Source organism: Marinimicrobium alkaliphilum, assembly GCF_003259155.1.
In the GTDB taxonomy this organism is placed as follows: domain Bacteria; phylum Pseudomonadota; class Gammaproteobacteria; order Pseudomonadales; family Cellvibrionaceae; genus Marinimicrobium_A; species Marinimicrobium_A alkaliphilum.
The window spans coordinates 64764-79327 of the sequence record NZ_QGMQ01000010.1; the positions used below are offsets into that span (position 1 = coordinate 64764).

Below are 14564 nucleotides of genomic sequence, written 5' to 3' on the forward strand. Positions count from 1 at the left end.
GGTACTGGTTTAACTCAACTGCCCGTGGCATTGTTTGAATTTTTTACCTGAACCACACGGGCACGGGTCGTTGCGGCCCACTTTGCGGCCTTCGCGTACGAACGGCTCCGGCGCCGGGCGGGCACCGGCGGGGGCTTCGCCCTGGCCGCCGGGTTGCTCGCCGCTGAGCGCCGACACCTGGTCGTGACGCATCTGCATTTTCTGACGCTCGCGCGCTTCGCGCCGGCGCTGCTCCATCTCTTCCATCTGCTCGCGTGACACCGGTTCAACGCGGGCCAACAAGGTCACGGTCTCGCGTTTGATTTTGTCGAGCATGTTCTGGAACAGATAGAAGGCTTCGCGCTTGTATTCCTGTTTGGGGTTGCGCTGGGCGTAAGAACGCAGGTTAATCCCCTGGCGCAAATGGTCCATGCTCGCCAACTGCTCTTTCCAACTGGTATCGAGTACTTGCAGCATCACCTGACGCTCGATTTGCAGCATCACGTCACCAATGCGCTCGCACTTGGCATCGTAGGCGGTTTGCACTTCGTTCAAAACCCGCTCGCGCAGTTTCTCTTCGTGCAGGCGATCGTCTTCTTCCAGCCACTGACTGACCGGCAGCTTCAATCCGAAGTCGGTTTCCATCTGCTTTTCCAGGCCCGGCACGTCCCACTGCTCTTCCAGACTCTGGGGCGGAATAAACTCATCAATCACCGCGTTGACGACATCGCCGCGAATGTTGGTGACCGTATCGCGAATATCATCGGCTTCCAGCAACTGGCTGCGCTGGTTATAGATGATCTGACGTTGATCATTGGCGACGTCATCATATTCCAGCAGCTGTTTCCGGATATCGAAGTTGCGCCCTTCGACCTTGCGCTGGGCTTTTTCGATGGCGTTGTTCACCATGCGATGTTCGATCGCCTCGCCCTTCTCCATCCCCAGCGCCTGCATAAAACCTCGGATGCGCTCACTGGTAAAGATGCGCATCAGACTGTCTTCCATCGACAGGTAAAAACGGGTCAAACCCGGATCGCCTTGACGACCGGCACGACCGCGCAGCTGGTTGTCGATCCGGCGGGACTCGTGCCGCTCGGTACCAATAATGTGCAGGCCGCCCGCTGCCAGCACGGCATCGTGACGCGCTTGCCATTCGGCCTTGGCTTTTTCAACTTCCTCGGGCGTGGGGTTATTCATCTGGGCGACTTCCGCCTCCCAGTTCCCGCCGAGCACGATATCCGTACCCCGACCTGCCATGTTGGTGGCAATGGTCACGGCACCTGGACGACCTGCCTGGGCAATAATTTCGGCTTCTTTTTCGTGGAACTTGGCGTTCAGCACCTGGTGTTTGATGCCGGATTTTTTCAAACGTGTAGACATCTCCTCCGACGTTTCAATGGAGGCGGTACCCACCAGCACTGGGGCGTTCTTCTCGGTGTAGGTCTTAATGTCCTCAACAATCGCATCGTATTTTTCGGGGATCGTGAGGTACACCAGGTCGTTGAGGTCAACCCGCTGAGGAACACGGTTGGGCGGAATCACCACCACGTCGAGTTGGTAAATTTCCCGGAACTCAAAGGCTTCTGTATCGGCCGTACCGGTCATGCCTGACAGCGTCGGGTACAAACGGAAGTAATTCTGGAAGGTGGTGGAAGCCAACGTCTGGCTCTCACTCTGAATCTCCACCCCTTCTTTGGCTTCGATCGCCTGGTGCAAGCCTTCCGACAGGCGTCGCCCCGCCATGGTCCGGCCAGTGTGCTCATCAATCAGCACCACTTGCCCATCCTGGACGATGTATTCAACATCACGACGGAACAGCGTGTGCGCACGCAGCGCTGAGTTCACGTGGTGCACCAGCATCAAATTGGTGGCGGTGTAGAGACTTTCGTCCGACTTCAGCAATCCGGCGTCGATCAACAGCTGCTCAATGCGCTGATGGCCCTGCTCGGTCAACTCAACCTGGCGAGACTTTTCGTCGACTTTATAGTCGCCGGGCCCATCTTCAACGTCTTTGGCCAGCACTTTGGAAGATGCACCCTGATCTTCAGTGCTCTCCTCCACCCGCTCAAGCCGCGGAATGATCTTGGCCATACGCTGATACAGCTCCGAGCTGCTTTCGGTCGCGCCCGAGATCACCAGCGGTGTGCGTGCCTCATCAATCAGGATGGAGTCGACCTCATCCACCACGGCGAAGTTGAGGGACTTCTGGACCTTGTCGGACTTGCTCAAGGCCATGTTGTCACGCAGGTAGTCAAACCCGAATTCGTTGTTCGTACCGTACGTTATATCGGATTCATAAGCCTCGCGTTTGCTCTGGGTATCCTGCATAGAGCGAATCACGCCCACGGTCATACCCAAAGCTTCGAACAGGGGTCGCATCCAGTCGGCATCGCGACTGGCGAGATAATCGTTCACCGTCACCACATGGACGCCGCTCCCGGTCAGTGCATGCAGGTAGCTTGGCAGGGTTGCCACCAGGGTTTTACCCTCACCGGTGCGCATTTCGGCAATTTTGCCCTGGTGCAGCACCATGCCGCCGATCATCTGAACATCAAAGTGACGCAGCCCCAGCGTCCGACGGCTGGCTTCGCGCACAGCAGCGAAGGCCTCGGGCAATATCTGGTCCAGGGATTCGCCTTTTTCCAGGCGCTCACGATATTCGGTGGTTTTGGCTTTCAGCTGCTCGTCGGAGAGCTTTTCCATGTCCGCTTCCAGAGCATTGATCTGGGTGACGGTTTTATTCATGCGTTTGAGTTCACGCTCGTTTTTAGAGCCGAACAGACGTTTGGCGATCTTCGAAATCATGTGTTATTCCGTACTTTAAAATACTAAAGGCGGACCCGATACAGGTCCATGCACTTGTCAGCAAGGCTGCAAGTAAACCGAAAGGCGCCTGCTAAAGCAAGCGTAGGGGAGGAAGAATTATCGACTGGCGCGATGAATATAGGTCGAGGGATCGACCGCGCGGCCATTTTTGTAGACCTCGAAGTGCACATGAGGCCCAGTGGAGCGGCCGGTGGAGCCCACCAGCGCAATGACCTGGCCCTTTTTGACCACGTCACCCACTTTTACCAGGTTTTCTTTGTTGTGCGCATAACGCGTGGTGAAACCCGCGCCATGATTGATCTCAACCAGATTGCCATAACCGGCATTTTTGTCAGCGCGGGTCACAACACCTGCGGCCACGGAGTAGATCTCGGTGCCTTCTTTAGCGGCGAAGTCGACACCACCGTGCCAGGCTACCCGGCCCGTGAAAGGGTCTGTGCGCCGACCAAAGCGGGAGGACATCCAACCTTTTTTAACCGGCCGACCGGCGATAAACACTTCGTCCTGAAGCTTGCGCTTGGCCATCAGCGTGTCAAGCAGCTCCAACTGTTGCTCGCGATCAGCAATCTGGCGAGTCAGCTGGTCAATCACAGAGACAAAGTCGGGCGGCATGTAAGCATCGCCCAACACGGTGCCCTCGGGGCCACCCAAGGCGGGGGCTTGAGTGAAGTCAAACTCGCCTTCGTCGAGCTGTGCGATACCGGTGAGGCGTTCGCCCAGAGCATCAAGCCGCACCAGGCGGGCCTGCAGCTCGGCCATGCGCAGCGTCAGCGCGGAAATCTGGGTCTGGGCATCCTGGCGGGTGCGCTCTATCTCTTGCTTCTGGCGCTGCAGCGACGCTTCCCAGACCCGGCGGGTCTCGGCGGTGAAGACCTGGTTGCTGTTAGCGGCGACCTGCCATTGAAAGCCCAGTACGCCCACGGCGGACAGGGGAATCCCCAACAAACACACGGACAGCAGCGCTTTGGTCCACCCCCCAAGGGTGAAACTGCGCGTGCGAGTCTGGTCTTTGCTGACGATGATAATTTTCATAAACGCAATGGTACCGAGTTTTTCCCCTAGCGCCAGTGAACCGAGTGGCATTTTGGCGGATTTTTTTAGATCAGTTGGTTATCGTTAGCTCAACTTTATAACTTATCAAGACGAATTTGGCAATAAACCCGCCAACCTGATTATTTTGCGACCAGAGTCACACGCTTTCTGTGAAGCCCATCCCAGTTATTTCTCTCTCGATAACCCGAGTCTGACCAACGTCACAGTATTGATGAGAGCGTTAACTATCTGCCTCAAAACGCAAAAACCGCGCCAATCTCTTGACGCGGTTTTTACTGCAAACCCCGATCAGGCCGACACTATACGGCAAGCAGTGGCTTCATGTAAGAGATGGGCGCAGCCTTCTCATCATCGAAGGTTACCACTTCCCAGGCATCTTCCTGTGCAATCAACTGACGCAGCACCTTATTATTGAGGGCGTGGCCAGATTTGTGCGCCCGGAATTCACCGATCAGACTGTTACCCAACAGGTAGAGATCACCAATGGCGTCCAGCACCTTGTGCTTGACGAATTCGTCCTCGTAACGCAGACCGTCTTCGTTAAGGATGCGGTAGTCGTCAACCACAATCGCGTTGTCGACGCTACCACCCTTGGCCAAGCCTTTGGAGCGCAAGTATTCAATTTCGTGCATAAAGCCGAAGGTGCGAGCGCGGCTGACTTCCTTAACAAAAGAAGTGCTGGAGAAGTCCACCGAGGTGCTCAAAGCCCGACCCTGAAAGACAGGGTGGTCAAACTCGATCGAAAACGTGACTTTAAAGCCATCAAAGGGGAGGAAACTGGCTGTTTTGTCACCGTCTTCTACCGTGACCGGCTTCTTGATCCGGATAAATTTCTTGGCCGCCGCCTGCTCCTGAATACCGGCAGATTGGATCAGGAACACAAAGGGACCCGCGCTGCCATCCATAATGGGCACTTCCGGCGCGCTCACCTCAACGATCGCGTTGTCGATACCCAAGCCAGCCATGGCCGAAAGCAGGTGCTCCACAGTGGAGACCTTGACGTCACCTTTTACCAGCGTCGTGGATAAGGTGGTTTCGCCGACATTCTCCGCTTTGGCCTCGATCTCCACAACGGGGTCGAGGTCAACGCGGCGAAAGACGATGCCAGAGTCAACCGGCGCCGGCAGAAGCGTCAAATAGACCTTCTGCCCGGTGTGCAGGCCAACCCCTGTGGCACGGATGGCATTTTTGAGCGTGCGCTGTCTGATCATCGCTGTGTGTAATCCTACCTGTGACTAAAAATTGGCCTATCTTACCAGAGCGTAACTCTCCCCTCCACACCCTTTTGGTGCGAAATGTGTAAAGGATACTTTACACCTCTGGCCCGACGGGCCGACCTTATCAGTCGGCCTGGCGGCGCAAGAAAGCCGGAATATCCAGATATTCCACGTCCTTTTCGGCCATCGGGGCCGAGGCGGCACTGGCGGAACCCTGGGATCTACGCATAACCGGCGGGCGATCGTAGGCACTGTAGTCGATCTGGCCATCACCCGTGCGGCGGGTGTTGTCTACCACCACTTTGGTTGAACCGGGCTTGTCGGCTTTTGCTTCTGCCCCCTTGCCCAAACCAGTGGCAACCACGGTCACACGCAGTTCGTCTGACAACTCCGGATCGATAACAGTTCCCACGACCACGGTCGCATCCGCCGACGCGAATTCACCCACGGTGTCACCCACTTCGGAGTACTCACCCAGGGACAGATCGATACCGGCGGTGATGTTCACCAGGATACCGCGCGCACCTTGCAGGTCGACACCTTCAAGCAGCGGGCTGCGAATCGCCGCTTCGGCCGCTTCGCGTGCACGGTTTTCACCTTTGGCGGTACCGGTGCCCATCATCGCCATGCCCATTTCGGACATCACGGTGCGCACATCGGCAAAGTCGACGTTGATCATACCCGGGCGGATGATCAGATCAGCAATACCCTGGACCGCACCCAGCAGCACATTGTTGGCCGCCTTGAAGGCGTCCAGCAAGCTGGTGGCTGAACCCAATACCGCAAGCAACTTCTCGTTGGGGATGGTGATCAACGAATCGACCCGCTCTTCCAACTCTTTAATGCCCGCGTCGGCAATTGCCATACGTTTGCGACCTTCGAACGGGAAGGGTTTGGTCACCACGGCAACGGTCAGAATGCCCATGTCGCGCGCAATTTCTGCGACGACCGGTGCGCCCCCGGTACCTGTGCCACCACCCATACCGGCAGCGATAAACACCATGTCGGCGCCTTCCAGCGCTTCGGCGATGCGCTCGCGATCTTCCATCGCGGCCTGACGGCCGACTTCCGGATTGGCACCCGCACCCAGGCCCTTGGTCATACTGTGACCGAGCTGAAGCACCGAACGCGCTTCCAGATCTTTAAGCGCCTGGGCATCGGTGTTGGCACAGATGAAGTCAACACCTTCGACGTTGCTGTGGATCATGTGGCGTACGGCATTACCGCCGCCGCCGCCGACACCAACCACCTTGATTACTGCGTTTTGCGGCATATTGTCTACTAATTCAAACATAGCCATTTCCCCTTTATTTCCTTGAATGTCATTGCGTTAAACAGCGTTGTTAAAGAAAAACTAAAAATTACTCTGAAAATATTTCTTAAGCTTTGCCAATAGTGAGCCCTCCGTTCGTCGTGCTGTGGTGGATGTCACCTGCCCGCCCTGTTGCTTGGCGGCATAGTAGAGCAAACCTACCCCGGTTGCATAAATCGGGTTGTTTACAATGTCGGTCAGCCCACGCACATTCTGGGGTGCCCCCAAGCGCACGGGCATATGGAAAATTTCTTCGGCCAACTCGATCACACCTTCCATCTTTGAGGTGCCACCGGTGAGCACAATGCCAGCCGCGACAAGATCTTCGTAACCACTGCGACGCAGTTCCGCCTGTACCAGTGTGAACAGCTCGTCGTAACGCGGCTCAACCACTTCAGCCAACGCCTGGCGTGACAGATTGCGCGGTTGACGATCGCCGACGCTCGGAACCTTGATGGTTTCATCCGGACCGGTCAGCTTGGCCAGGGCGCAAGCGTATTTGATCTTGATGTCTTCAGCGTGCGGTGTCGGAGTACGCAGCGCCATGGCAATATCGTTAGTCACCTGATCCCCGGCAATGGGAATCACGCCGGTGTGCCGAATCGCGCCGTCGGTGAAGATCGCAATGTCGGTCGTACCACCACCGATATCCACCAGACACACACCCAGATCGCGCTCGTCATCGGTCAACACCGAATAGCTTGACGCGAGCTGTTCGAGAATGATGTCTTCAACTTCCAGGCCACAGCGGCGAATACACTTCTCAATATTCTGTGCAGCATTAACCGCACAGGTCACCAGATGCACTTTCGCTTCCAGGCGCACACCGGACATGCCCAGCGGCTCCTTGACCCCTTCCTGATCGTCGATCAAAAATTCCTGGGGCAGGATGTGCAGTATTTTCTGGTCTGCCGGAATCGCGACAGCCTGAGCGGCATCGATCACCCGCTCCAGGTCCTGTGTAAACACTTCGCGATCCTTGATGGCGACAATACCGTGCGAGTTCAGGCTGCGAATGTGACTGCCAGCTATCCCTGCATAAACCGAGTGAATCTGACAGCCGGCCATCAGCTCGGCTTCTTCCACAGCGCGCTGGATAGACTGAACGGTCGATTCGATATTGACCACCACACCCTTCTTAAGACCGTTGGAGCGGTGTGAGCCAATGCCCACAATCTCCAATCCGCCGTCGGGCGTGATCGAGCCGACAATGGCGACCACCTTGGAGGTGCCAATATCCAGACCAACAATCATGTTGTCTTCGTTAGCGCTTGCCATTGTGATAACCTCGTTGTTTTAACGTATCCATTGCGTTCGTTTTAACCACCTGTCAAATCACTCGTCATTGTCACTGTGCCAGCGCACCGCAACGCCGTTGCTGTACCTGACGTCTATCCCGACCACCTGATCCCAACGCTCGTCCAGATAGCGATCGTAAATCGTCAAAAACCGCTGTACCTTTTCCATCAGTTGGTCCCGTCCAATGGCAACCTCGATGCCGTCACTCAACTGCATACGCCACGCCCGCTTGTCGTCCTGGGCCAGTCGCGCAATCACCAGTCCGCGACTGCGCATCAACCGGGACAGATCCTGATAGCGCTGCATCATATGCAGGGCATGGCGATCGTCGCCTTCAAGCCAGGTCAGGTTGTCCAGCACCCGGTTGTCTTCCAGCTCAATGATCTCACCGCGCTGGTTTAAAAAACCCCGGTCACCCCAACGGGCAATCGGCTGTTGCTCGTAGATGCGCACTTCCAGTGTGTCCGGCCAGCGCCGCACCAGCGCAGCGCGTTCAACCCACGGCTCCCGCTCAAGCACCCGCTTCATCCGGCCCAGGTTGAGCTTAAGAAAATCCTCCGTCAGCTCATTGGCAATCACCTCGCTGACCCGCTCCCGGGTCATGTAGCGAAACTCTCCCTCGACCGCCACCCGCGCCACTGGGCGCTGCAACCACTGCTCTATCGCCGGACCGCCGAAGTGGTAGCCCCCGGCCACCACCACCGTCACCAGCAGGGCACCGATCCCCATGCGAAAGGCCTTGATCGCACCCGGCGTCCACTGCCGCCTGGGTTTGGGGCGACTCGCGCCCCGATACCCGGGTTGTGTCCTGTGCGGCTTCACGCTCGCCCCCTAAAGACTCGCAAGCAGCACAGCCAACACCAGTTGCGCAAAGTTCAAGCCCTGCGCCTTCGCGGCCATCGGCACCAGGCTGTGACTGGTCATGCCAGGCACGGTATTCACTTCCAGAACATAAAAACGTCCGGCACTGTCGGCCATCACATCCACGCGTCCCCAACCCGAACAACCCAGCGCTTCAAACGCACTCAGGGCGAGCTGCTTCAGCTCATGCTCCTTGCTCGCACTCAAGCCACAGGGGCAGAGGTAACGCGTATCGTCCGCCACATACTTGGCGTCGTAGTCGTAAAAGCGATGATCCGTTTCCAGTTTGATCGCGGGCAAGGCTTCACCATCGAGCAAGGCCACGGTGTACTCAGCGCCGGTAATAATCCGCTCGGCAAAAACACTGCCGTCATACTGGGCGGCATCGGCATACGCTTGAGCCAGCGCTTCGGCATTGTCGACCCGGGCCATGCCGATACTCGAACCTTCGTGCGCAGGCTTCACAATCACATCGCCACCGAGTTGCGAGAGCACGGCGGCCCAGTCACTGTCAGCGCGCAACACGGTAAAGTCCGGGGTCGAAACGCCCACGCCGCGCCACAACTGTTTGCTCCGACGCTTGTCCATCGCCAGCGAGGAAGACTGTACGTCGCTGCCCGTGAATGGAATACCCATAAACTCCAGCAGTGCCTGAATCCGGCCATCCTCACCACCGGGTCCGTGTAGAGCTATAAACGCCCGATCAATCTTCGCTTGCTGCAAGGCCGACACCACGTCGCCGCGGGTATCGATCGCAACGATCTCCACCCCCGCCTGCTCGAGAGCTTCGGTTACCGCCCGACCACTTTGCAGCGAGATCTCGCGCTCGGCCGACTGACCGCCGAAGAGCACACCCACGCGTCCGATGCGCTGTTTGAGCGCCGCGTCGACCGGAATATTCAATGCAGGCTTATCCACACATTACCTCTTACTGCAATTGCCGTTTGGCCAGTTCATTGGCCAGGGCACCGACATTGCCGGCACCCTGGGTTATCACGATATCGCCGGGACGAGCAATGTCCTTGATGATCGCCGGTACACCGTCAATGCCTTCCACAAAAATGGGTTCAACCGCTCCTCGTGTGCGAATACTGCGACACAGGTGACGACCGTCAGCACCGGGAATCGGATCCTCACCAGCGGGATAAACTTCAAGCATTACCAGCGCATCCACAGCCGACAACACCTCGACAAAATCCTCGTACAGGTCGCGTGTCCGACTGAAGCGGTGCGGCTGGTAAATCATCACCAGCCGACGCTCGGGCCAGCCATCGCGAATCGCCTTGATGGTGGCGGCCACTTCGGTCGGGTGGTGGCCATAGTCATCCACCAACATGGCTTCACCCTCACCCACCGGGTAATGGCCATAGACTTGAAAGCGTCGACCCACGCCAGCGAAGTTTGCCAGGCCCTGCTGTATAGCCTTGTCACTCAGACCTTCATCGGTGGCGACAGCGACCACGGCGGTGGCATTCAGAACGTTGTGCACCCCCGGAATATTCAGGGTAATCGCCAATGGCTCGCGGCCCGGGCGCAACACCTCAAAGTGAGAGCTCATCTGGTCCTGTCGGACATTGACGGCGCGCACATCATTGCCTTCGTCAAAACCGTACATAATGGTTGGGCGCGCCACCGAACCGGCAATATCCTGCACCACCGGATCGTCACCACACATCACAGCCAGACCGTAGAAAGGCAGGTTGTGTAAGAACTCGATAAAGGTCTTCTTCAACACAGAGAAGTCCCCACCGTAGGTATCCATGTGATCGGCGTCGATATTGGTGATCACCGCCACCATCGGCTGCAGGTGCAAAAAGGAGGCATCGCTCTCGTCCGCTTCGGCCACCAGGTAGCGACTCGCCCCCAATTGGGCGTTGCTGCCCGCACTGTTAACCAGTCCGCCGATAATGAACGTGGGGTGACTACCAGCGGCGGCAAACACCGAGGCCATCAAACTGGTGGTAGTGGTTTTACCGTGGGTGCCCGCAACCGCAATACCGTGGCGATAGCGCATCAGCTCGCCGAGCATTTCAGCGCGACGTACCACGGGTACGCGCAGCTCGCGGGCGCGTGCCACCTCGGGGTTGCTCTGGGTAACGGCGGAGGAGTTCACCACTACGTCCGCCCCTTCAATATTGCTGGCCTGATGACCGATGAAGATCTTTGCACCCATGTTTGCCAGGCGCTGGGTTACGCTCGACTCTTTCAAGTCCGAGCCCGAAATCTCGTACCCCTGGTTCAGCAGTACTTCCGCGATGCCACTCATGCCCGCGCCGCCAATCCCGACAAAATGAATGCGACGGATGCGGCGCATCTCAGGGACTTCGTAGTGTGCAATGGTTTTATCCACGGGCTACCTCTTCACAATGATCGGCTACCTGTTCGGCAGCGTCGGGTTGGGCCAGGCGGCGCGCCTTCTCGGCCATCGCACTCAAGCGCTGACGCTGCCCGCCCAACTCGGTTAACAGGGACGCGAGACTTCTCGGCGTCAGGTCGGCCTGAGGGCGCAGCAGTGCCGCTTCTTCGTCAGCCAGGATGCGTGCGTTGGCGCTCTGGTGGTCGTCGATCGCACTCGGCAAGGGAATCAATACCGAGGCCACACCCGCCGCCATCAATTCAGACACCGTCAGGGCACCTGCGCGGCACACCACCACATCGGCCCAGGTATAGGCATTGGCCATATCGTCAATAAAGGCATCGACCTGCGCCTCGATGCCCACGGCGCGATAACGCGCCCGGGTTGTTTCCGCGTGACGCTTGCCACACTGGTGCCACAGCATCGGTCGGTCGTTGGGTGCCAGCTCGGCCAGCGCCTGGGGCATCAGGGTATTGATGGCTTCGGCACCGAGGCTGCCACCCAATACCAGCACCCGCAAGGGACCGCTGCCACGCTCGTGGTAACGCTCGCGCGGCGACGGCAGGGCCACGATGTCGGCACGGACCGGGTTACCCACAACCTGTGCGCCCGGAAATACACCGGGGAACGCCGTCAGTACCCGGGTCGCCACCCGCGCCAAAAGGCGATTGGTGGTGCCGGCAATAGCGTTCTGTTCATGAATCACCAGTGGCTTGCGCAACAGCCGCGCCGCAACCCCGCCGGGGCCCGAGGCAAAGCCACCAAAACCCACGACAAGCTGCGGGCGCCGTTTGCGCAACGCTCGCAGCGATTGCCACAGGGCGCCGGTTAAAAGAAACGGCGCTTTAACCAGCCCGAAGACTCCACGCCCGCGTACGCCTTCAATGCGCAGATAGTCCAATTCAAATCCCGCCGCAGGCACCAGCTCAGCCTCGACACCCTGGCGCGTTCCAAGCCAGGAAATTTGCGCACCCCGTGCTTTCAGCGCACGCGCCACCGCAAGTGCCGGAAACACGTGGCCACCGGTTCCCCCGGCCATAATCACAACGCGCAAGAGAGGCTCGGTCATTGGGCCACCTCCGGCATCAGGCTCAGTTCACGTCGCACCCGCGGTGGCCGTTGAACGCTGGCCACATGCGCAGCACGCAGCTCCAGTTCTACGCGCATCACAAAGGCCATGGACAAGCAGCTGATCAGCAGACTACTGCCGCCGTAACTGATAAACGGCAGCGTCAAACCGGTAGTGGGCAGCAGCCCCGACGCTACACCGATATTGATAAACACCTGGAAGGTGAACAGGATCGCCACCCCGAAGGCCGCGAACCCGGAAAACAGTCGATCGGCGCGAATGCTTTCACGCGCGATCATAAACATGCGCCAAATCAGTACTGAAAACAGCACGATCACCAGTAACGCACCCAGCAAGCCAAACTCTTCCGCGATAATCGCGAAGATGAAATCCGTGTGTGCCTCGGGCAGGAAAAACAGTTTCTGCAAACTGTTGCCCAACCCCATGCCCGACCACTCACCCCGGCCAAAGGCGATCAGCGACTGTGTCAGCTGGTAGCCCGAGCCGAACTGATCCGCCCAAGGATCAGACACTGACAGCAACCGACGCAAACGGTAGGGCTGCGCATACGCCAGCGCCAACATTGCGCCACCGCCGCCAATGCCGAGCAGTAAGAGATGATGCAGGCGCACACCGGCAATAAACATGATCGCACCCACAGTGGCACACAGCACCACGGCGCTGCCAAAATCCGGTTCCAATATCAGCAACAGCACCATCAGACACAACACCACCACCGGCTTGAAAAAGCCCTGGCTGAAATAGCTCAACAGGTGCTGACGCCGCATGAAGTAACCGGCAAAAAAGATCACCGCCCCGAACTTGGCAATTTCCGACACCTGCACATTGAACATGCCGATACTGATCCAGCGGCGACTGCCGTTGACCTCGCGCCCGATACCAGGAATCAGCACCAGTACCAGAAAGATCAGACTGAAGATAAGCAACCAGCCGCTGTAACGCTGCCACAGCTGCATGGGCACCAAAAGCACCAAAAAGGCGAGGCTCAATCCCATCACGGCGTAAGTGATATGACGTTTCGTAAAGAACCAGGCGTCTCCGTAGTGCAGTGCGGCGCTGCTGACCGACGCCGAGGCCACCATGACCAAGCCGATGGAAATCAGCGCCAGGGTAATCAACAGCAGGATTCGATCCGGGCCGCTGAGCAACAGCTCGCGCTGTTCAGTGACAAACGCCATCGCTTTGTCGAAAAGGCTACGCACCATCGCACAACCTCCTTACCGCGCGGGCGAATACTTCACCGCGCTCCACAAAGCCGCTGTACATATCGAAACTGGCACAGGCGGGCGACAGCAACACGGTATCCCCCGGTTGTGCCAACCCGCGCGCTTGCGCTACAGCCTCTTCCATAGACTGAGCGCGCTGCACCGGCGCAGCTTCACCGAGAGCGTGCTCCAGCAAGGGCGCATCGCGTCCAATCAATACCAGTGCGCGCACATGCGCGGCGACTGCTGCGCGCAACGCACTGAAATCGGCACCCTTGCCTTCGCCACCGGCAATCAGAATCAGCTTCCCGTCCGGACGCGCCAGACCGTTGATGGCCGCAAGAGTCGCACCGACGTTGGTGCCCTTGGAATCGTTGATATAGTCGACATCTTCCCAACGACCGATCCACTCACAGCGGTGCGCCAAACCAGGGAAGGCGCGCAATGTTTCCAGCATGGCCGCCATCGGCAGGCCGACGGCTTGCCCCAAGGCCAGCGCCGCCAGGGCATTATCGATATTGTGCTTACCTTTAATCGCCAACTCGGCTACCGGCATCAGGGGCTTAAGCTCCCAGGCCAGCCATGACTTGCCATCGCGTTCCAGCACACCAAAGCTGCGGAACTCCGCCGGGCCACCAAAAAATACGGGCCGGGCACCCGCCGCCAGAGGCGGGTGTGTCAGAATGTCATTGCGATTGACCACGACCTGCTCGGCGCCGGTGTACACCCGCAGCTTGGCGGCGTGGTAGGCGGGCATACCCGCGTAACGATCCATATGATCGGCGCTGATATTGAGAATGGTCGCGACTTTGGCGTTGAGCTTGGTGACCGTCTCGAGCTGAAAGCTGGACAGCTCCATTACATACAACTCGACACTGTCGTCGATCAGATCCAGCGCGGGCGTACCCAAGTTGCCGCCCACGGCAACATTAATGCCTGCCTTGCGCGCCATCTCGCCCACCAACGTGGTCACGGTGCTTTTGGCGTTGGATCCGGTAATGGCCACCATGGGTGCATGAATGGCGCGCGCAAAAAGTTCGATATCGCCCACCAGGGCAACGCCAGCGGCTTTGGCCGCTTGCAGAGCCGGGGTCGACAGAGACACGCCTGGACTGACGATAATCTCATCAAAGCTTTCCAGCCCCTGCTGATCGAGTGCGCCGGTATGCACCGCCACCCCGGGGAAGTCCCGGGCGATCACGTCCAGGTTCGGAGCGTCGACACGGGTGTCAAAGAACACAAACGGCTGCCCCTGACGCACCAGATAGCGCGCCACAGACAAGCCCGTGGCGCCAGTGCCCACGATGGCTTTCAGTCTGCTTGTGGCAATCAGTTGGCTCACATTGCTCACCCGTTCTACAACTCC

General features: G+C 58.2%; 11 protein-coding genes. All 11 read right to left on the minus strand.

Features of this window, described 5'->3' with window-relative positions:
- Positions 1 to 9: 9 nt before the first annotated feature.
- The 11 genes from secA to murD all read right to left on the minus strand — a co-directional run bounded on the left by secA (position 10) and on the right by murD (position 14540).
- On the minus strand, positions 10 to 2784 hold the full coding sequence (gene secA, locus DKW72_RS14925) for a preprotein translocase subunit SecA (RefSeq protein WP_111643191.1): 2775 nt from the start codon (positions 2782 to 2784) through the stop codon (positions 10 to 12).
- 117 nt (positions 2785 to 2901) lie between these two features.
- The gene (locus DKW72_RS14930; protein ID WP_111643234.1) at positions 2902 to 3837 is read right to left on the minus strand and encodes a M23 family metallopeptidase; all 936 of its coding nucleotides are present in this window, start codon (positions 3835 to 3837) and stop codon (positions 2902 to 2904) included.
- 320 nt (positions 3838 to 4157) lie between these two features.
- The gene (gene lpxC, locus DKW72_RS14935) at positions 4158 to 5069 is read right to left on the minus strand and encodes a UDP-3-O-acyl-N-acetylglucosamine deacetylase (RefSeq protein ID WP_111643192.1); all 912 of its coding nucleotides are present in this window, start codon (positions 5067 to 5069) and stop codon (positions 4158 to 4160) included.
- A 130-nt stretch (positions 5070 to 5199) separates the two neighbouring features.
- A complete protein-coding gene (ftsZ, locus tag DKW72_RS14940) occupies positions 5200 to 6369 on the minus strand; it encodes a cell division protein FtsZ (RefSeq protein ID WP_111643235.1) in 1170 nt (389 codons plus the stop codon).
- A gap of 60 nt (positions 6370 to 6429) precedes the next feature.
- Entirely contained in the window at positions 6430 to 7665 is a 1236-nt protein-coding gene (ftsA, locus tag DKW72_RS14945) for a cell division protein FtsA (protein ID WP_111643193.1), read from the minus strand.
- A 57-nt stretch (positions 7666 to 7722) separates the two neighbouring features.
- A complete protein-coding gene (locus DKW72_RS14950) occupies positions 7723 to 8508 on the minus strand; it encodes a cell division protein FtsQ/DivIB (RefSeq protein ID WP_157960512.1) in 786 nt (261 codons plus the stop codon).
- Between the two features lie 9 nt (positions 8509 to 8517).
- Complete coding sequence (locus DKW72_RS14955; RefSeq protein ID WP_232522428.1) at positions 8518 to 9465, minus strand: D-alanine--D-alanine ligase; 948 nt, start codon at positions 9463 to 9465, stop codon at positions 8518 to 8520.
- Positions 9466 to 9475: 10 nt separating this feature from the next.
- Entirely contained in the window at positions 9476 to 10861 is a 1386-nt protein-coding gene (gene murC / locus DKW72_RS14960) for a UDP-N-acetylmuramate--L-alanine ligase (protein WP_232522434.1), read from the minus strand.
- Positions 10862 to 10889: 28 nt separating this feature from the next.
- Positions 10890 to 11972, minus strand: coding sequence for an undecaprenyldiphospho-muramoylpentapeptide beta-N-acetylglucosaminyltransferase (murG, locus tag DKW72_RS14965; RefSeq protein ID WP_111643196.1), 1083 nt, complete (start codon positions 11970 to 11972; stop codon positions 10890 to 10892).
- Complete coding sequence (gene ftsW / locus DKW72_RS14970; protein ID WP_232522429.1) at positions 11969 to 13198, minus strand: putative lipid II flippase FtsW; 1230 nt, start codon at positions 13196 to 13198, stop codon at positions 11969 to 11971. The genes murG and ftsW overlap by 4 nt, the downstream gene beginning before the upstream one ends.
- On the minus strand, positions 13188 to 14540 hold the full coding sequence (gene murD / locus DKW72_RS14975; RefSeq protein ID WP_198411386.1) for a UDP-N-acetylmuramoyl-L-alanine--D-glutamate ligase: 1353 nt from the start codon (positions 14538 to 14540) through the stop codon (positions 13188 to 13190). The genes ftsW and murD overlap by 11 nt, the downstream gene beginning before the upstream one ends.
- Positions 14541 to 14564 lie beyond the last annotated feature (24 nt).